Genomic DNA, 19,386 nt, shown 5'->3' on the forward strand with positions numbered 1-19,386 from the left:
CCCCCGCTCGCCTGCTCGGCGACCCACGTCGCGCTCCGCCCCCGCCCGCGGGACCGGCGGCCCACGTCGCGATCCGCCGACCACGTCATGACGCATTGCGTTGTGCGGCCACGCGTATTCAGCCGCTGCGGCCCTGGGTAGCCTCCTGTCATGAGCGGAGGACACGGCGCGGACGTCGGCGCGGCGGATCGCGCGCTCGTGCTCATGCTGCTGGGCACGGTCCTCCTCGTGTCGCCGGCGCGCCTGCTCTGGGCCCGCGGCCTGCTCGCGGTGGTGGCCGTCTTCGCGGTGTGGCTCGCGCTGATCGTGTTCGCCGCGCTCGCGACGCGCTCCGACCGCGCCGACGTCGATCGCGCCACGCCCGACCGCGGCGATGCCGCCCGCGGCGACGGCGGCCGCGCCGACCGAGAGCTCCCGCCGTGATCGACGTCGGCGTCCTCCTGTTCGCCACGGTGGCCTGGCTCGGCGTGCTCGCCGCGCTCGCGCTCGCCGCGCAGCGCGCGTGGATCCCCCGCGCCCTCGCGCGGCACCCGCTCGTCTTCGCCCTCTCGCTCGGCGTCTACGCCTCGTCGTGGACGTACTACGGCGGCGTCGGCTTCGCGCAGCGCCACGGGCTCGTCTTCCTCGCGGTCTACCTGGGCCCGACGCTCGCGTGCATCGCCACGCCGCTCCTCTGGTCGCGCGTCCTCCACATCACGCGCGAGCAGCGCCTCTCCTCGCTCGCCGACCTGCTCGCGTTCCGGTTCCAGAGCCCCGCCGCGGGGGCGCTCACCGCCGCCTTCTCCCTCGTCGCCAGCGTCCCCTACATCGCGCAGCAGTTCCGCGCGACCGAGCAGTCGGTCCGCGTGCTCTCGGGGCCGGGGCACGAGGAGGCCGTCGGCGCCATCTTCTGCGTGCTGCTCGCCCTCTTCACGGCCTTCTTCGGCGCCCGCCCCTCCGCCGGGCAGAGGCGAGAAGACGGCCTCGCGGCGGCGGTCGCGTTCGAGTCGGCCGCGAAGCTCGCCGTGCTCGCGGCCGTGGGCCTGCTCGCCGTGCTCGGGGTGTTCGGCGGGGCGGGCGGGCTCGCGGGCTGGCTCCGCGATCACGCCGCCGACGTCGAGGCGCTCGGCCGCCCCGTGCGGGAGGACAGCGGCTGGACCTCGATGCTCGTCATCAGCTTCGCCGCGGCCTTCCTGCTGCCGCGGCAGTGGCACATGGCCTTCGCCAGCGGCGCCGGGGACCGCGCCCTCGCCAGGGCGGCCTGGGCCTTCCCGCTGTTCCTGCTCGCGCTCAACCTGCCCGTGCTGCCCGTCCTCTGGGCCGGGACCCGCCTCGCCCCGGCGGAGCCGGCCGACAGCTACGTGCTGCTCGTGCCGCAGCTGCTCGGCCACGGCTGGCTCGCGCTCGCCGCCTTCATCGGCGGCATCTCCGCGGCGAGCGCCATGGCCATGGTCACGGCCGTCGCCCTCGCGAGCGACAGCGCGACGCACCTGCTCCTGCCGCTCGCCCGCAGGACCCTGCGCCGCAACGTCTACGCGCGCGTGCTCTGGCTCCGGCGCGGCCTCCTGACCGCCATCCTCGTCGGCGGGTGGCTCTTCCACCGCGCGCAGCAGCACCGCGGGCTGCTCGTCGAGAGCGGCATCGTGTCGTTCGTCGCGTTCGCGCAGTTCCTGCCGGGGCTCTTCGCCGCGCTCTTCTGGGAGCGCGCGACGCGCGCCGGGTTCATCGCCGGGCTCGCGGCCGGCATCGCGACCTGGACGGCCACGTGCCTCGCGCCGCTCCTGCCCGAGATGACCGGGCTCGATCCGGCGTGGCTCGAGCTCCTGCGCGCGGGCCTCGACCCCGCGGACCCCGCGGCGCACGCGGCGCGCGCCATGAGCGCGAGGGCGCTCGACACCTGGTCGCTGCCGACGTTCGCGTCCCTCGCCGTCAACGGCGCGACGCTCGGGCTCGTCTCGCTCCTGCGCCCGCCGGCCAAGGAGGAGCGCGAGGCGGCGCGCCTGTGCACGCGCCGCGAGATCGGCCCGTCGGTGGAGCGCGCGACGGTGCCCGCGAGCGTGGGCGCGCTGGAGGAGCGGCTCGCGCGCCTCCTCGGCCGCGAGGCGGCCGGCATCGAGGTGACGCGCGCGCGGATCGAGCTCGACATCCCGCGCGACGAGACGCGGCCGACGGAGCTCCACGCGCTCCAGGAGCGCCTGCACCGCAACCTGTCGCCGCTCGTCGGTCCGGTGCTCGCGAGGACGGCCGCGGAGGAGGCCCACGCCCCCGCCGCGGCGCCGCGTCGAGAGGCGAGCGGCGCGCTCACCGAGGAGCTCCGGTGGCTGGAGCGGCGCCTCGCGCGGGGCGAGACCACGCTCGTCGGGGCGGCGAGGGAGCTCGACCTTCTGCGGCGGTGGCTCCGCTCGGTGCTCGCGCAGCTCCCGCTCGGGGTCTGCGCCGTGGGGGCCGACGGCGCGATCAGCCTCGTGAACCGGCGCTTCGAGGCGCTCGTCGGCGCCGAGGAGCGCGACCTCGTCGGGGCGCTGCTCGACCGGCTGCCGGCCCCGTTCGCGGAGCTGTTCGCCCGCGCCGCCAGCGCGGCCGCCGCCGGAGAGGCCGCCGCGGGCGCCGAGGAGATCGAGGCGCGCGTCGCGGGGCGCGTGCGCGCGCTGCGCGTGCACCGCGCCGCGCTCGACCCGCTCGACGCGCGGGCCGCCTCGGGGGGCGTGGTCCTGCTCGTGGAGGACCGCACCGAGCAGCGCGCGCTCGAGCGGCAGCTCGCCCACCGCGATCGCCTCGCGCAGCTCGGCCGCCTCGCCGCGGGCGTGGCGCACGAGGTCGGCAACCCGCTCACCGGCATCGCCTGCCTCGCGCAGAACCTCCGGGCCGAGGCCGAGAGCGACGAGCTCCGCGCGCGGGCGGGCCTCATCCTCGGCGAGGCGGCGCGCATCGAGGCCATCCTGCGATCGCTGCTCGACCACAGCCGCACCGGCGCCGTGCCGTCGCCCGGCGAGATCCCGCGGGCGCGGGTCGGGCGCGTGCCGATCGCCGAGGTGATCGCCGAGGCCGAGCGGCTGATCCGGTTCGACCGCGCGGCGCCGCGCGTCCAGGTGGAGCAGGCCTGCCCGGAGTCGCTCGTCGTCATCGGCGACCGGCGCGAGCTCGTGCAGGTCTTCGTCAACCTGCTCGCGAACGCCCGCGACGCCTCCGAGGCCGGCGCGACGGTCGCCGTCCGGGGGCGGATCGAGGCGGGCCAGATCGTCGTCGAGGTCGAGGACCACGGCAGCGGCATCCCGGAGGAGCTCCTCGCCGAGGTGCTCGAGCCGTTCGTGACGACGAAGCGCGACCCGAGCGGCACGGGGCTCGGCCTGCCGCTGTCGCGCTCGATCGTCCAGGATCACGGCGGGACGCTCTCGCTGCGGAGCGCGGTGGGGCAGGGGACGACGGTCATCGTCCGGCTCCCGCTCGCGGGCGCGGCGCGGCGCGGGGCCGAGGCGGAGCCATGAGCCGGATCCTGCTGGTCGAGGACGAGGTCGTCATCCGGGCGGAGCTCCGGCGGCTGCTCGAGCGCCACGGGCACGCCGTCGTCGAGGCGGGGTCGATCGCCGAGGCCGAGGCGGAGCACGACCTCTGCGCGTTCGATCTGGTGGTGGCCGACGTGCGCCTGCCCGGCGCGCCTGGCACGGAGCTCGTCGGCCGGTGCGGCGACGCGCCTGTCGTGCTGATGACGAGCTACGCCACGGTGAAGGCGGCCGTCGACGCGGTGAAGCGCGGCGCCGCGGATTACCTGTCGAAGCCGTTCGACCACGCCGAGCTCCTCGCCCTCGTCGACCACCACCTCGCCGCCGCGCGGCGCGCGCCGCCCGCGCCGCCCGCGCCGCCAGCGTCAGCGGACATCGCGCCGCGCGCGGCGCCGCCCGCGCTGCCCGCGCCAGCGGACGACGAGCTCGAGGGCATGATCGGCGGCTCGGCGGCCATGCGGGAGGTGTTCGCGCGGGTGCGCAGGGTAGCGCCGAGCGAGGCGACGCTGCTGGTGCTCGGCGAGAGCGGCACCGGCAAGGAGACGCTCGCCCGCGCCGTGCACCGGCTGAGCCCGCGGCGGCAGCTCCCGTTCGTCCCGGTCCACTGCGCGGCCATCCCCGAGGGGCTGATCGAGGCCGAGCTGTTCGGGTACGAGCGCGGCGCCTTCCCCGGCGCGCTCTCGGCGCGCGCCGGGCTGTGCGAGGCGGCGGAGGGCGGCACGCTCCTGCTCGACGAGATCGGCGAGCTGCCGGCGGCGGTCCAGGCGCGGCTCCTCCGCTTTCTGCAGACCGGCGAGGTGCGTCGCGTGGGCTCGGCGCGCGCCCGGCCCGTCGACGTCCGGCTCATCGCCACGACGAGCCGGGATCTCACGGCCATGGTGCGCGAGCGGTCGTTCCGGAGCGATCTCCACCTCCGGCTGCGGGTCCTCGAGATCCAGCTGCCGCCGCTGCGCGAGCGCCCCGGCGACGCGGTGCGCCTCGCGGGGTCGCTGCTCGAGCGGCGCGCGCTGGCGACGGGCCGGGCGCCCTTCACGCTGTCGCCGGAGGCGCGCGCCGCCATCGCGGCGGCGCCCTGGCCGGGCAACGTCCGGGAGCTGGAGAACACGGTCCACCGCGCCATGGTCCTCGCCGGGGGCAGCGAGATCGGCGTGGCCCAGCTCGGGCTCGACGCCCCGCTGTCGCCGCCAGCGCCCGCTCCGCCCGCGGCCGTGCTCGACGGAGTCCCGTCGTCCGACTCCCTCGAGGGCTATTTCCGCCGCTTCGTCCTCGAGCATCAGCACGAGCTGACCGAGACCGAGCTCGCCCGCCGCCTCGGCATCAGCCGCAAGGCCCTGTGGGAGCGCCGGCAGCGGCTCGGGATACCCCGGCCGCGCTCCTGAGCCGGCGGGGCGCTGCGCGAGGTGCGCGCGCCCGGGCCGGGACGGCGAGGCGAGGAGGCCTGCCGTTCGTCTACCGTTCGGCGGTGCCCGCGACTCGCCGCCTGGTGTTACCGATCGTAACGCGGCATCTCCGGACGAGGCCGCCTACGTGCTACCCCGACGACGGAACGGGTATTCTCCCGGCTCCTCGCGTGGTATTCGGATGATGGAGTTCAGCACGCGGCGAGCCGGGGGACTTGGTATCACTCAGCGTCAGCGCGCGCTCGCGCGCTGCCCGGCCCTCGCTCCTGGCGCGCCGCGGCTGCGACGCCGCCGCGCGGGAGGAGGGACGATGAAAGACACCGTAGCTCCTTCTCCACGGCTCGACGCCGGCCAGAGGCCTGCATCGAGCTGCTCGACAAGCGCTGCAACTCCTTACATCGAGGAATCCCTCCCATGGCACAGTCGTCTCCCGAAAGCCTTGCCGTGACCCCCGGCATCCGCGCCCACGACAGCGAGGGCGCGCGTGAGGTCGTCAGCAGCTCCACTCTCTGGAAGGTCATCTTCGCGTCCGCGGGCGGCACGATGATCGAGTGGTACGATTTCTATATCTTCGGGAGCCTCGCCGCGATCATCTCCACCCATTTCTTCCCGAAGGACAACCCGACAGCGGGCTTCCTGCTGACGCTGGGCACCTTCGCCACCGGCTTCGTCGTGCGCCCGTTCGGCGCGCTCGTGTTCGGGCGTGTCGGCGACATCGTGGGCCGGAAGTACGCGTTCCTCGTGACGCTGCTGCTCATGGGCGGAGCGACGGCGGTCATCGGCTTCCTGCCGACGTACGACACCATCGGCATCGCCGCCCCGATCGCGCTCGTCCTGATCCGCCTCGTGCAGGGCCTCGCGCTCGGCGGCGAGTACGGCGGCGCGGCGGTGTACGTCGCCGAGCACGCGCCCGACGAGAAGCGCGGCTTCTACACCTCGTTCATCCAGATCACGGCGACGCTCGGCCTGTTCGTCTCGCTGGCGGTGATCCTCGGGACCCGCCTCGCCATCGGCGAGGAGGACTTCAAGGAGTGGGGCTGGCGCGTCCCGTTCCTCCTCTCGGTCCTCCTCGTCGCCGTGTCCTTCTACGTGCGTACCCGCCTCAAGGAGTCGCCGATCTTCGCCAAGCTCAAGGCGCAGGGGAAGACGTCGGCCGCCCCCATCAAGGACAGCCTCGGCAACAAGCGCAACTGGAAGGTCATCCTGATCGCCCTGTTCGGCGCCACGGCGGGCCAGGGCGTTGTCTGGTACACGGGGCAGTTCTACGCCCTCTACTTCCTGCAGAACACGCTGAAGGTCCCCTTCATCACGGCCACGGTCATCGTCGCCGCCGCGCTCGCCCTCGGCATGCCGTTCTTCGTGTTCTTCGGCGCGCTCTCGGATCGCATCGGCCGCAAGAAGATCATGCTCGCGGGCAACCTGTGCGGCGCGATCGGGTTCTTCCCGGTGTTCTGGGCGATGAAGCAGAACGCGGACAGCCCGGTCGCGCTCACCGCGCTCGTGCTCGTGCTCGTGCTCTTCGTCACGATGGTCTACGGCCCGATCGCGGCCTACCTCGTCGAGGCCTTCCCCGCGAAGGTGCGCTACACGTCGCTGTCGATCCCGTACCACATCGGCAACGGCGTGTTCGGCGGGCTCTTGCCGCTCATCGCCTCCTCGGTGACCGTCGCGACCGGCAACATCTACGCCGGCCTGCTCTACCCCATCACGGTGGCGCTCATCACCGTGGTCGTCGGCGGCATCTTCCTGAAGGAGCGCAGCGACGTGCGCCTCTGGGACGAGATCGACCGCGCCGCTTGACGGCCGGGGGGGCGACCCCTCGTCGATCGCGGCGGCTCCACGGGCCGCCGCTCCAGGCCAGCTGGATCAGAGCGCGCTCCCCCGGGACTGCCGAGGGAGCGCGCGTCCGTTTACGGGCCAGGGCGAGCGCGCGGCTAACTTCGCGCTGCGCGCCTTGCGCGATGCCGGCCCCGGGCATCGAACACAATCCAACTCTTGAGCTGGCTCCGCCCTGGAGCAAGCACATGGCCGGACAGGCGAACACGCTCAGTCCGTCTGCCACTCTCCGTCTGACCTCGACGCCTCCCGCCTTCACGCGCGCACGATGGGGATGTTGATTACATCCAGCGACAATCCCCCTTGATTCTTTACCTTGCTGATGGATCGACGCCTGTTCGATTCAGCATGCGTCGTGATCGGAGGTCCGCTGGCCGGGAATACAGCCTGAGCCCACCGTGTCACGCGCTTCATCCTCTGCGCGGTGGCTTGAGCGCCTCGCCGCGAGGACACGCGGCTTAACTTTTCGCTTCAAGGAGAAACTTCATGCGTCTTACCCGCTTACTGAGCTACTGCTCGGTCTCGATCGCTTGCGGCCTCATCGCCTGCAGCGGAGCGCCTTCCGACGACGAAGAGATCGTGTCGCTGGAGAACGAGCTGAGCAGCGGCGACGGGACGATGTCGGCGGAGCTCACGTTGCAGTCGCAGTGGTCGACGGGGTACTGCGCGAACGTGACCGTGAAGAACACGAGCACCAGCCTGACCACGGCCTGGGGGATGGTCGTCGCGCTCAACGGCTCCACGATGAGCAACGCGTGGGGCGCGCGGGTCACGCCGTCGGGCGGACAGCTGAGCGCGGTCAACGAGACCTACAACGGCTCGCTGAACGCGGGCGCGTCGACGAGCTGGGGCTTCTGCGCGAACGGCGCCGGGAGGCCTGCGCTCACGTCGGTCAACGGCAGCGGGACCGGCAGCTCCACGTCGACCTCGAGCTCCAGCAGCGCTTCGAGCAGCTCCAGCAGCGCTTCGAGCAGCTCCAGCAGCGCTTCGAGCAGCTCCAGCAGCAGCTCCTCGGCCAGCTCTGGCGCGGGCGGGGCAGGCGGCGCGGGCGGGGCAGGCGGCGCGGGCGGCGGCGGCGCTGGTGGCGGCGGCGGGGGCGGCGGCGGGGGCGGCGGGGGAACGACGGGCCCTGCCTGGACCTGGTCCGGGATCATCGGCACGGGTCAGAGCCTCTCCGTCGGAGCGCAGGCCACGCCGGTCAGGGCGACCACCCAGCGCTACCACAACCTCAAGCTCTCGCTGGGCAGCGCCAGCGTGCCCCCGTGGGACACGAACAACAGGTCGCTCTCCATGGTGCCGCTGGTCGAGCCCATCCGCTCGATGGCCACCGGCTACCCGAGCGCGTATCCGCGCAACATCTATGGCGAGTCGCCGCACACGGCCATGGGCGACCAGATCACGACGCTGGCGCAGGCCGCGACGGGCGGCGATCTCATCAGCGTACACACGGTCGTCGGCGAGAGCGGACAGGCCATGTCGGTCATCAAGAAGGGCGCCTCCGACACCGGCACCACGGGGCGGGCCTACGCGGCGTCGCTGTTCGAGGCCGGCGCGATCACCCGCCTCGCCAGCGCGCAGGGCAAGACGTACGGCGTCGGGGCGATCGTGATCACCCACGGAGAGTCCGACGCCGGCAGCTCGACCTACAAGAACGACCTCATCCAGCTCTGGCGCGACTACAACAGCGATCTCAAGCCGCTGACGGGGCAGACCCAGGCGATCCCGATGTTCGTGTCGCAGCAGCACGCGTATCCGAGCGGCTCGAACCAGCGGTCGGCCGCGACGCTCGCGCAGTGGCAGGCCGGCGTCGATCGCCCGGGCGAGATCATCTGCTCCGGGCCGAAGTACCAGTATCCGTACGCGAGCGACAACCTCCACATGACGACGGACGGCTACGAGCGGCTCGGCGAGAAGCTCGGGCAGATCTACCACGAGAAGGTCGTGCAAGGCCGCGACTGGCGGCCGCTGGAGCCGACCCGCGTCGAGCGCAGCGGCCGCGTGATCACGGTGCGCTTCCACGTGCCCGTGCCGCCGCTCGCCTGGGACAGCTCGCTGCCCGCGCCCCACCAGGGCGCGCTCACCGAGTGGGCCCAGGGGCGCGGCTTCGAGGTCCGCACGGGGAGCTCCCGGATCCGGATCACCTCGGTCGAGATCTCCGGCGACACGGTGCGCATCACGTGCGGCAGCGATCTCCCCACGTCGGGACTCTATGTCGGCTACGCCATGACCAGCGACGGCACGGCGTTCGCCGGCCGCACGTGGCGCTCGGGCCAGCTCCGCGACTCGGATCCCTTCGTGGGGTCGATGACGCGGGTCGCGCAGCCGAACTACGCTGTCGCGTTCGAGATGCCGGTGCCCTGAGGCTCGCCGGGCGCGGCGCGTCAGGCCTCGGCCTCCCCGCGGAGCGCGACGGCCAGACGTCTGGCCACGGACAGCCAGACGTCTGGCCACGGACAGCCAGACGTCTGGCCACGGACAGCCAGACGTCTGGCCACGGACAGCCAGACGTCTGGCCACGGACAGCCAGACGTCTGGCCACGGCGGCCTCACCGCCCGATCCGCCCCATCGCGTACGCGATCCCGCTCTCCAGCGTGCTCCGCGTGATCAGCCCGCTCAGCCCCTCTCCCATCTCGACGAGCGCCCGCGCCATGCGGGGCTGGATCCCGGTCAGCACCACCTCCGCGCCGAGCAGGCCCACGGCCCGCGCCACCCGCACGAGCCCGTCGGCCACCTCGGGGCCGACGCTCGGCACCCCCGTGACGTCGAGGATCGCGACGCGCGCGCTGCTCGAGGAGACGCCCTCCAGGAGCGCCTCGAGGACCTGCTCCGCGCGCCGCCCGTCGACGTCGCCGACGAGCGGCATGACGAGCACGCCGCGGGCGATGGGGATGAGCGGCGTCGAGAGGACGCGCAGCATCGACTCCTGCATGCGGAGCATCTCCTGCTGGAGACGCTGATTCTCCTGCTCCGCTCTCCGCTGCTCGGTGACGTCGGTGCTGATCCCGCAGACCCCGGCGACGCGCCCCGCCGCGTCCATGATCGGGAACTTGACCGAGAGCACGTGCAGCGTCCCGGCGCCGGTCGGGACCGCCTCCTCGACGCTCATCGGCTTGCCCGTCGCGAGCACCTCGCGATCGGCCTGAGAATACGCGTCCGCGACCTCGCGGGGGTTCAGCTCGTAGTCCGTCTTCCCCCGGACGTCCTCGAACGAGCACCCCGCGATCTCCTGGCAGCGGCGGTTGAAGAGGAGGTATCGCCCCTCACGGTCCTTCGCGTAGATGTACATCGGCGCGTTGTCGAGGATGGCGCTCAGCATCCCCCCGCCGTCGAGCTCCGCCTCGCCGCTCGCCCGCTTCGCCCGGCCATCCGCCCGCTCCGCCTGGCCGCTCGCCCGCTTCGCCCGGCCATCCGCCCGCTCCGCCTGGCCGCCCGCCCGCTCCGCCCCGCCGCCCGGGCCCGGGCTCACCGGCGCGGCGGGGCGCCCGCCTGCCTGGGCTTCCGCCGCGAGAGCCGTGGCCTCGCGCGCCGCGAGGCGCCGCTCCGTCTCGGCGAGGCGCCGGCGCAGATTTTCGTTCTCCCGCCGCAGCGAGCTGACCGTCGCATCGTCGAGCTGCATGGCCGCGGGACCATACCAGATGCCCCGAGATAGACAGCCACCCTCGTCGCCCATCGCAGAGCTGATGTGACGCCGCAGACAGCGAATACCCTCGCTCGGAATTCCGCCCCTGAAGAGGCGGCCCGCCCGGCAGGGCGGCTGTCGGCGACATCACCTCTTCGCGCGCGCTCTTCGCTCTCTCCCGCCCCGTTCACAGCCGCGGATCGATCGGCTCGCTCTCCAGCGCGAGCACGCCGAACACGCACTCGTGCACCCGGTAGAGCGGCTCGCCCTCGACGAAGCGGTGGAGCGCCTCCAGGCCGAGCGCGTACTCCCGCAGCGCGAGCGCGCGCTTCGACGAGACGCTGCGGTTCCTGAGCCGCGCGAGGTGCTGCGGCATCAGGTACTCCGGGCCGTAGATGATGCGCAGGTACTCCGGCCCGCGGCACTTGATCGCCGGCTGGACGAGCCCGCGCGGGCCGCGGACGACCCACTCCCACGACTTGACCACCATCCCCTCGCCGCCGCGCTCGACCAGCTCCGTCCAGAAGTCCACCGCCGCGGCCTCGCTCTGCGGGTCCGAGAGGTCGACAATGCGGTGCGGGGTCGGGACGAAGAGCGCCGGATCGACCTCGCAGAGGCGCGCGAGCTGCCGCAGGTGGAAGCCGTGATCCCGCGCTGCGTGCACAGCGCCCTCGCTCGCGAGCAGGTGGAACGGCGCGAGCCGGATGTCCGCGAGCGAGCGCACCGGCCAGCAGTAGCGCCGGTAGGCCGCCACGTACCCATCCATCGCCGCCTTCCGCGCCGCGTGGCGATCGAGCAGCGGCCGCGCGCTCTCGTCCCGCGCGGCCGCCATCCCGAGCGCCCGCACCGCCGCGTCGAGCGACGCGCGGCCGGAGGCGCCCACGGCCGCGTACTGCCCGCGCAGGAGATCCTGCGCCTTCGCCGACCAGGGCAGGAGCTCCGCGTCGAGGCAGACCCAGTCCGTGCGGAGCTCGGTCCACAGGTCCGCGCGGTCGAGCGCCGCGCGCACGCGGTCGATGAGCTCCCGGCTCCGCGCCTCGTCCGCGAAGAACGGCCTGCCGGTGCGCGTGACGCACACGCCGAGCGGCCCCTCGTCGAGGCGGAACCGCCGCTGCCGCGCGGCCTCGTCGCGGCACACGACCAGCACCGCGCGCGACCCCATGTGCTTCTCCTCGCACACGACGCGGCCCACGCCGTTCTGCCGGAAGTACGCGAACGCCTCGCGCGGGTGCTCGAGCAGGCCGCCGTCCTTCGCCGTCTCGCTCGGCGACATCGTCGGCGGCAGGTAGATGAGCCACCGCGGGTCCACGGCGAAGCGGCTCATCGCCTCGAGCGCCGCCGCCGCGTTCTCCTCGCGGATCGTCACCATGCCGTGCACCCGCGTCCGGATCGCGCGCCGGCCCCGGATGTCGTCGATGTCGAGCACGTCGCCGGCCTGCCCGCGCGATGCGGCCCTCGGCTCGCTCGCGAGCGGCGCGAGCGGCTTCTGCGGCTCGTAGTAGACGCGGCGCGCCTTGACCTCGACGAGCTCGCGCTCCGGGTAGCGCAGCGCCGTGAGCGCGCCGCCGAACACGCACCCCGTGTCGATGCAGATCGTGCGGTTCTCCCACTCGGCCACCGTCGTCGGCGTGTGGCCGTAGACGACCATCGCCTTGCCGCGGTACTCCGAGGCCCAGTTGTACCGCACGGGCAGGCCGTACTCGTCGGTCTCGCCCGTCGTCTCGCCGTACAGGCAGAACTCGCGCACCGCCCCCGAGCCGCGGCCCTGGAACGCCTGCTTCACCCCCGCGTGCGCGACAGCGAGGTTGCCTTCGTCGAGCACGTAGTGGCTGACGAGCCCGTCGATGAAGTCCGCCGCCTTCGCCTTGAACTCGTCCGTCTCCACCTCGAGCTGCGCGAGCGTCAGCTCCAGGCCGTGGGTCGGCTTCACGTCGCGGCCGCGCAGCTTCTTCAGGAGCTTCACGTCGTGGTTGCCCGGCACGCACAGCGCCGTCCCCGCCTCGACCATCGCCATCGCGAGGCGCAGCACGTCGGGCGAGCGCGGCCCGCGGTCCACGAGGTCGCCGAGGAAGAGCGCGCGGCGGCCCTCGGGGTGCGCGGCCCGCGGCGCGTCCGGCAGGCCCTCCAGGCGGTAGCCGAGCGCGTCGAGCAGCTCGACGAGCTCGTCGAAGCAGCCGTGGACGTCGCCGATGATGTCGAACGGCCCGTGGTCGTCGCGGCGGTCGGTCCACAGGCGCTGCCGCTCGATCGTGGCCGCCGCGACCTCCTCGGGCGAGGAGAGCACGTGGACGTAGCGGAAGCCCTCGCGCCGGAGGTCCCGCAGCGAGCGGCGCAGCTCGCGGCTCTGGCCCCGCACCACGTGGGGGCCGAACTGCCGGTCCGGCCGGTCGGCGTTGCGCGCGTGGCAGAGCTTCTCGGGCAGGTCGAGCACGATGGCCACCGGCAGCACGTGGTGCTCGCGCGCGAGCGCGACGAGCGGCCGGCGCGCGTCCGCCTGCACGTTGGTCGCGTCGACGACGGTGAGCCGCCCGGCCGCGAGCCGCTTGCCCGCGATGAAGCGCAGGACCTCGAACGCGTCCGCGCTCGCGGCCTGGTCGTTCTCGTCGTCGGAAACGACCCCGCGGTAGTGGTCGGACGAGAGGATCTCGGTCGGCTTGAAGTGCGCCCTCGCGAAGGTGCTCTTGCCGGAGCCGGACGCGCCGACGAGCACGACGAGCGAGAGGTCGGGGACGGCGAGGGGCTTGTGCTCGCTCACGCCGGCACCTCCTCGCCCCGCGCCCCGGCGCCGTCCTCGCCTCCCGTGCTGGCAGCGCCGCCCGTGCCGGCAGCGCCGTTCGCGCCACCCGTGCCGCCAGCGCCGCTCGCGCCGCCCTCGCCGCCTGCGCGCACGAAGACCGCCATCTGCGTCGGCGCGCCGAGCGAGGGATCCATCGGGCCGATGGGCAGGTGCTCGACCGTGTAGCCGTGCGCTACCGCGACCCGCTCGCAGAAGGCGTGGAACTCGGCGCGCGTCCACTCGAAGCGGTGGTCGCCGTGGCGGAGCGCGCCGCGCGGCAGCCCCTCGAACCGCTCGTTGTATTCGGCGTTCGGCGTGGTCACGACGACGACGCGCGGCCGCGCGTGCTCGAAGACGCTGCGCGTGAGCGCGCCGAGCCGCGAGAGGTCCACGTGCTCGATGACCTCGACGAGGGTCACGGCGTCGTGGCCCGCGAAGCGCGCGTCGCGGTAGGTGACCGACGCCTGGAAGAGCTGGATGCGCCGCTTCTGCTTGTCGGGCAGGTCGTCGAGGCGGAGCCGGTTCTTCGCGATCTCGAGGCTGCGCATCGAGACGTCCGCCCCGGCGACGCGCTCGAACACGCGCTCGTCGACGAGGCGCTTCAGCAGCTTCCCCTCGCCGCAGCCGAGGTCGAGCACGCTCCGCGCCTCGGCCCGGCGGAGCGCCGCGACGACCGCGGAGCGGCGCTCCTCGTCGAGGCTCATCCGCGCCTCGGCGCGGTCCTCGGGCGCGGCCTTCTCGTCCTCGGCCTCCTCGGGGCTCGCGTCCTCGTCGGCCACGAGCCGCGCGAGCGCGGCGCGGAAGAGCGGGCGGCTGTGCTTGAGGTAGCGGAGCGCGATCGCCTCGCGCTCGGGGTGCTGCGCCAGCCAGCCCTCGCCCTTGGCGAGGAGGTTGTCGACCTCGGCGTCGCCCACGTAGTAGTGCTTCTTGTCGTCGAGCACGGGCACGAGCACGTAGAGGTGCGCGAGCAGCTCCCTGAGCCGGCACGTCCTCGCGAGCGAGACGCGCAGGTAAGAGCTCTGGCCCCACTCCGGGAACGCCTCGTCGAGCGGGAGGCGCTCGGCCGCGACCTCGTAGCCGAGGGGCTCGAAGAGCCGCCGGAGCAGCCCCTCGCCGCCGCGGCACGGCAGCGCCTCGATGGTGGCGGTGAGGGGGAGCGGCACATCGGCGAGCTCCGGCCGGTCGCGGCACTTGCCGCCGAGCGCCGAGCCGAAGACCTGCGCGATCGCCACGGAGAGGAACGAGGAGGCGACGTAGGGCCGGTCGTTGACGTACTGCGCGAGCGTGCCCGGCTCGCCCGCGCCGCGCCCGCGCACGAGGTCCACGGGGTCGACGTCGAGCAGGAGCGCGGCGGTGCACCGCTCCTCGGTGGCCTCGGGATAGAACACGTGCGCCTTGCCGAACGAGAGCGAGAACGACTGCGTGTGCGCCGGGTTCTTGACGAGCAAGTAGCCGAGGTCGGTCGCCGGCCGGTGCGTGGTGGTGAGCGTGAGGAGCATCGGGCGCCACAGTCTACGTGAGCAGGGCAATCGGCGACAATCTCGGCCGCTCAGCGCCCGCGCGCCGCGCGCCGCGCGCGGCAGAGCGCGAGTCACCCGTCGTGCGTGGAGCGGCGATGGGGTGAGATCGCGTGCGAGCCGCGCGCGTCAAGCGTGGCGCGCGGAGGGCGCTCCCGCGCCGGCGCTCGACCCGACGAGGGCTCTTGACAGCGAAGGATAAAGGCTAGCTGGCGTTCGCTTATATCGAGTGTTCGAGGGGGAGCTGCGGTGGTGATGTGGGCGTTTGTGGGGCTCGATGTGGGCAATCCGCGCCCGCGTGGGCGCTTTTGTTCAAGGTGAAATGTTCGACGGATCAGCGGCTTTTCTCCGATGAGGAGGGAACATTCCAGAATGCTTGTTCATTAAAATGCTCTGTTGTGCATTCGAGAGATGGCGAGCTGCGGAATCTGCATTATTGAAGAGGTCGTCGGTCGCGCCTTCTCGGCGCCCCCCACGACGTGGAGAATACGATGCGATCCTTGGCTTATCGATCCGCTGTTGCATTATCTTTTCTTGGCTTGCTTGTCGCGGGGTGCACCGCCGCGGCGCCGGGCGAGGAGGCTGCGGACGACCTCACGAGCTCCGTGGTGACGACCGACGGGCTCGGGGTCGCGGCGCTGACGAGGGCGGTCGACTGGGGCAGCGGCTACTGCGCGAACGTGAACGTCGCGAACCAGGGGAACACGCCGGTGACGTCCTGGACCGTGGTGATCGATCTCAAGCAGTCTGCCGTGAGCAGCCTGTGGAACGCCGCGTCCAGCCGGAATGGCTCGCTCCTGACGGCGACCTCGCAGCCGGGTAGCGCGGCGATCCCGGTGGGGGGCGCGACGAGCTTCGGGTTCTGCGCGAATGCGACCGGGAGCGACTACCAGCCGGCGATGGTGTCCATGACGCAATCGGGAGGCAGCGGCTCGGGTCAGACGACCGGCTCGGGCGGCTCGGGCGGCTCGGGCGGCTCGGGCGGCGCGGGCGGGGCAGGGGGGAGCGGCTCGGGCGCGACAGTCGGCTCCGGCGGCTCGACCGGCAGCGCGAGCGGCGGCGGCAGCAGCTCCGTGGGCGGGGGCACGACGAGCGGCGGCGGGAGCGGCGGCACCTGCTCGATCCCGCTCCCGAGCTACGAGGACGGCGATGGATCGGTGACGTGGTACACGCTCGACCAGGGCTCCTCGGGCGCGGTGAACTGCAGCTTCCCGGTCCAGGGGGACCGGGTCGCGCACGTCGCGACCGGCGAGGGGCGGTATTTCGCGGCCATGAACACGGCGGACTACAACAGCGCGGCCGCGTGCGGGGCCTGCGTGGAGGTGAGCCGCGACGATGGGCGCAAGGTGGTGGCGACGGTCGTCGATCAGTGCCCGTCGGCCGGCAACCCGAAGTGCACGGCCGGGCATATCGATCTGAGCCGGGAGGCGTTTCAGCAGATCGGGTCGGCGGACGAGGGGTATCTCGGGACCGGCAACGGCGGGGCCAGGGGCAAGATCTCCTGGAAATACGTGCCCTGTCCGGTCGAGGGGAACATCTCTCTCGTGCTGAAGGAGCAGAACGCCTGGTGGAACGAGTTCCGCGTGCAGGGCCACCGCACCCCGATCGCCAAGCTCGCGGTGTACCTCAACGGGAGCTGGAAGGAGGCCACGCGGCAATCGTACAACTACTGGCGCGTGGGCGACGGCAACATGGCGGCGGGGCCGTGGCGCGTGCGCGTGACCGACGTCCTCGGCGAGGCGATCGAGACGACGGTCGAGGTCAGCACGGCCGAGCAGACCGCTTCAGCCCAGTTCTCGACCTGCGAGTGATCCCGCTGCGCAGCGCTCGTCCAGAGCGCCTCGTGATCGGTTGATGCCGACGCCGGGCCGTTCGCCCGGCGCCGCGCCGCCCGTGAACGGGGCGGCGCCTGCTCGCAGCAGCTCTGGGAGCCGCTGGATTCCCTGGCGGCGTTGGCGGATCAGGCGCCGCCGCCGAGCCCGCCCGCGCCGCCGGCACCAGCAGCCCCGCCCGCGCCGCCTGCGCCACCAACTCCGCCTGCGCCGCCGCCCGTGCCGGCCGCGCCTCCTGTGCCAGCGGCGCCGCCGGAGCCTCCCGTGCCAGCCTCGCCGCCGGAGCCTCCCGTACCAGCCTCGCCGCCGGAGCCTCCCGTACCAGCCTCGCCGCCGGAGCCTCCCGTACCAGCCTCGCCGCCGGAGCCGCCCGCGCCGCCTGTACCAGCCCCGCCCGCGCCGCTTGCGCCGCCCGCGCCGCCGGCACCACCAGCCCCCGAGTCCTCCAGCGGATAGCTCTCGTCGAGGCACAACGGGCCCTCGGGCGTCCGGGTGCAGACCTCGGCCGACGTGCATTGCCGCTGGCCGCGCGGACACGGCGTCACTCCGACCAGACAGAATCCGTTGGTGTCGAGCCCCACGGACACGCACGAGGCTTGCGGCAACGGGCAGTCCCTGTGGCTCGTGCACGCGGTGGCGCACGCACCGACGTCGCCAGCGCCGGCATCCTCGATGAGGCTGTAGACGCAGAGTCCGCTCTCGAGACCCCCGCAGTCCTCGTTGGCGACCTCGCCGCCGAGCACGCACAGCCCGCTGCACACGCCGTAGTCGTCGCCGAAATCGATACACCACGACGCACAGGGATCCGTGCCGTCGCGGCCGATCTGGCACAGCGAGCCGTCCGGCAGCCCTGTCGTCGGCTCGTCGACGCAGAGGTTCCACCGGGGGTCGCACTTGCGGCCGCCGGTGCACTCGCTGTCCGAGCCGCAGCTCGGCACGCAGATGGATGCGTCGTCGAGCGCGTCACAGCGCAGGTCCTCGCGACCCTGGCACTTCCCCGGATCGAGCGCCGTCACGATGGTGTCGAGCGGAGGCTCTCCCAGGGTGCAGCCCAGGAGGCACATGCCGCTCACGCACACGCTGCCCTCCCCGGCACAGTCGCTGTCCGCGCTGCACGCTGTCGTGCAGTACCCGCCCGCCGGGCCCCCGCCGAAGAATTCGAAGTCCGACTCCGGAATGCAGAGGCCGCCGCGGCCGCAGTCGGCGTCAGCCTCGCACCGGGCGGCGAGGCCCGCCCCGCCGCTGGAGCCGCCCCCGCCAGAGCCTCCCCCGGAGCCGCCGGCCCCGCCGTCTCCTCCGGAGCCACCGTCGGCGCTCGAGCCGCCGTCACCCCCGCCAGAGCCGCCATCGCTGGAGCCGCCATCGCTGGAGCCGCCGTCGCCACGCCCGCCAGCGCCACTGTCGCCACCCGCGCCCGAGCTGGCGCTGCCGGAGGCGGAGCTCGTCCCCGTCCCGCTCCCGCCGGTGCCGTCGCTCGAGTCGTCGGAGCAACCGAGGAATCCTGTCGAGAAAGCGAATGTGGCGAGCAACGTCGCCGAGAATCTTCGCATGGTCATCGATGCCTCCCGAGCCAGGAGCCCCTGCCCACAACGGGCGCCCCCTGTCCGTTTTCCTGACATTAACGGAATCGAAGCTTCTCCAGCGCGGCCAAACGCGCTCGTGCGCCGCAGGCGTCCTCCCCTGCACCCCGAGGGCGATGAGCCCGCGTCAGGGCCGGGCGAGCAGCCCCGGAGGGACACCTCGCGGACGCCGGCCACACCGCGTCAGAGCCGCACGAGCAGCCCCAGGAACCCTGCGAACGTCGGCCGCCCCGCGGTGCCGAGCCGCTCGCCGCCGAGCGTCACGACGGCGCGCGGCTCGGCGAAGATCGCGTGCGCGTCCAGCAGGAGCGCCGCGCGCTCGGTGACGCGCAGCCCGGCGCCCGCGCCCAGCGCCGCGGCGACCGACCAGACCTCGCCGGTCGCGCTGCGGAGCGGGGGCCGGGGGTCGCCGCTGACGAAGAGGTGGAACCCGCCCACGCCCGCCGAGAGCACGGGCGAGACAGCGCCGCCCGTCTCCAGCGCCCACACCGCCTCCAGCAACGCCATCTCCTGCCGGACCGACACCGTGCCGAGCGCGCCCTCGAGCGCCGGCGCCAGCGTCGGCCCCGCGAACGTGAGCCGCGCCGCGAGCCCCGCGGGCAGCACGCCGCCGCCGGCCGCGCCGCCCCCGTACGAGAGCCGCAGCGCGGGCCCGAGCGCCGGGCCGATGCCGCCCGCGCTCTGGAGCGCCGTGAGGCCGGCCTCCACGCCGATGCCCGCGAGCAGGCCGGGCCGCTCCGCCGCCGGATCCGCCGCGGCCTGCCGCCGGACGGGCGCCATCCACCGCCGCACGTCGTCGGGGACCGCGACGCTGTCGGCCGCCGCGCCCCCGGGCGGCGGGCGCGACGCCAGCAGGTTCGCCTCGAGCAGGCTCGCCTGCAGGAGCTCGACCGCGCGCACCGCCATCACCGAGGGCGCCGCCGCCCCGGCCACCTCCACCGTGCGCACCACCGTCTTCTGCGTCACCCGGTCGACGATCCAGAGGTCCGCCGTGGCGCCGGCCCGGGAGCGGAAGATCGCCGCGGCCGCGAATGCGCCCTCGTCCCGCGCGGCGCGCTCCAGCGCCGCGCGCACGTCGCGCATGTCTCCGTCGCGCGCCTTCGGGACGGAGACCACCTCGAACCCAGCCGCGCCGAGCTCGGCCCGGAGCCGCGTGGCGGCCTCGCGGACCAGCGGGTCGTCGGCGTCGGCCTCGACGATCGCGACCCGCGAGGCGGCCGCCGCGGGCTCCTGCGAGGGCGCAGGGGGGGCCGCCGCGGCCTGCGCCGGGGCGAGCGCGGCGGCGAGCAGGAGCCAGGTCAGCAGGGGGGAGGCGCGCACACGCCAGGGCTTTATCAGATCGCGGG

General features: G+C 73.6%; 11 protein-coding genes. 6 read left to right on the forward strand and 5 right to left on the reverse strand.

Annotated elements, in window-relative coordinates:
* Positions 1-150: 150 nt before the first annotated feature.
* The 5 genes from WME89_RS16370 to WME89_RS16390 all read left to right on the forward strand — a co-directional run bounded on the left by WME89_RS16370 (position 151) and on the right by WME89_RS16390 (position 9,076).
* Positions 151-423 (forward strand): hypothetical protein, encoded by a 273-nt coding sequence (locus WME89_RS16370; RefSeq protein WP_438010077.1) that lies wholly within the window; start codon positions 151-153, stop codon positions 421-423.
* Positions 420-3,464: an ATP-binding protein gene (locus WME89_RS16375; RefSeq protein WP_438010078.1), complete on the forward strand. Its 3,045-nt coding sequence runs from the start codon at positions 420-422 to the stop codon at positions 3,462-3,464. Before WME89_RS16370 ends, WME89_RS16375 begins: the two co-directional genes overlap by 4 nt.
* Entirely contained in the window at positions 3,461-4,858 is a 1,398-nt protein-coding gene (locus WME89_RS16380; RefSeq protein WP_438010079.1) for a sigma-54-dependent transcriptional regulator, read from the forward strand. The genes WME89_RS16375 and WME89_RS16380 overlap by 4 nt, the downstream gene beginning before the upstream one ends.
* A 435-nt stretch (positions 4,859-5,293) precedes the next feature.
* On the forward strand, positions 5,294-6,679 hold the full coding sequence (locus tag WME89_RS16385) for an MFS transporter (protein ID WP_438010080.1): 1,386 nt from the start codon (positions 5,294-5,296) through the stop codon (positions 6,677-6,679).
* Positions 6,680-7,201: 522 nt separating this feature from the next.
* On the forward strand, positions 7,202-9,076 hold the full coding sequence (locus WME89_RS16390) for a cellulose binding domain-containing protein (RefSeq protein ID WP_438010081.1): 1,875 nt from the start codon (positions 7,202-7,204) through the stop codon (positions 9,074-9,076).
* Between the two features lie 185 nt (positions 9,077-9,261).
* On the opposite strand, the gene WME89_RS16395 is transcribed toward WME89_RS16390, so the two are convergent.
* The 3 genes from WME89_RS16395 to WME89_RS16405 form a co-directional block, all read right to left on the reverse strand.
* Positions 9,262-10,332 carry a PAS domain-containing protein gene (locus WME89_RS16395; protein ID WP_438010082.1) on the reverse strand — a complete coding sequence of 357 codons (1,071 nt, stop codon included), beginning with the start codon at positions 10,330-10,332 and terminating at the stop codon, positions 9,262-9,264.
* Between the two features lie 190 nt (positions 10,333-10,522).
* On the reverse strand, positions 10,523-13,090 hold the full coding sequence (locus WME89_RS16400; RefSeq protein ID WP_438010083.1) for a polynucleotide kinase-phosphatase: 2,568 nt from the start codon (positions 13,088-13,090) through the stop codon (positions 10,523-10,525).
* Complete coding sequence (locus tag WME89_RS16405) at positions 13,087-14,610, reverse strand: 3' terminal RNA ribose 2'-O-methyltransferase Hen1 (RefSeq protein ID WP_438010084.1); 1,524 nt, start codon at positions 14,608-14,610, stop codon at positions 13,087-13,089. The genes WME89_RS16400 and WME89_RS16405 overlap by 4 nt, the downstream gene beginning before the upstream one ends.
* A 509-nt stretch (positions 14,611-15,119) precedes the next feature.
* Here WME89_RS16405 and WME89_RS16410 point away from each other — a divergent pair.
* On the forward strand, positions 15,120-16,439 hold the full coding sequence (locus WME89_RS16410; RefSeq protein ID WP_438010085.1) for an expansin EXLX1 family cellulose-binding protein: 1,320 nt from the start codon (positions 15,120-15,122) through the stop codon (positions 16,437-16,439).
* A 149-nt stretch (positions 16,440-16,588) separates the two neighbouring features.
* On the opposite strand, the gene WME89_RS16415 is transcribed toward WME89_RS16410, so the two are convergent.
* Both WME89_RS16415 and WME89_RS16420 read right to left on the reverse strand, forming a co-directional pair.
* Positions 16,589-18,016 (reverse strand): hypothetical protein, encoded by a 1,428-nt coding sequence (locus WME89_RS16415; protein ID WP_438010086.1) that lies wholly within the window; start codon positions 18,014-18,016, stop codon positions 16,589-16,591.
* A 207-nt stretch (positions 18,017-18,223) separates the two neighbouring features.
* Positions 18,224-19,360 (reverse strand): hypothetical protein, encoded by a 1,137-nt coding sequence (locus tag WME89_RS16420; RefSeq protein WP_438010087.1) that lies wholly within the window; start codon positions 19,358-19,360, stop codon positions 18,224-18,226.
* Positions 19,361-19,386: the final 26 nt, after the last annotated feature.

Source organism: Sorangium sp. So ce321 (assembly GCF_051530195.1).
GTDB lineage: Bacteria > Myxococcota_A > Polyangia > Polyangiales > Polyangiaceae > Sorangium.

Coding starts and splice junctions, on each gene's coding strand:
- WME89_RS16370 (WP_438010077.1), top strand. CDS start 151: ATGAGCGGAGGACACGGCGCGGACGTCGGCGCGGCGGATCGCGCGCTC.
- WME89_RS16380 (WP_438010079.1), top strand. CDS start 3,461: ATGAGCCGGATCCTGCTGGTCGAGGACGAGGTCGTCATCCGGGCGGAG.
- WME89_RS16385 (WP_438010080.1), top strand. CDS start 5,294: ATGGCACAGTCGTCTCCCGAAAGCCTTGCCGTGACCCCCGGCATCCGC.
- WME89_RS16390 (WP_438010081.1), top strand. CDS start 7,202: ATGCGTCTTACCCGCTTACTGAGCTACTGCTCGGTCTCGATCGCTTGC.
- WME89_RS16395 (WP_438010082.1), bottom strand. CDS start 10,332: ATGCAGCTCGACGATGCGACGGTCAGCTCGCTGCGGCGGGAGAACGAA.
- WME89_RS16405 (WP_438010084.1), bottom strand. CDS start 14,610: ATGCTCCTCACGCTCACCACCACGCACCGGCCGGCGACCGACCTCGGC.
- WME89_RS16410 (WP_438010085.1), top strand. CDS start 15,120: ATGCGATCCTTGGCTTATCGATCCGCTGTTGCATTATCTTTTCTTGGC.
- WME89_RS16415 (WP_438010086.1), bottom strand. CDS start 18,016: ATGACCATGCGAAGATTCTCGGCGACGTTGCTCGCCACATTCGCTTTC.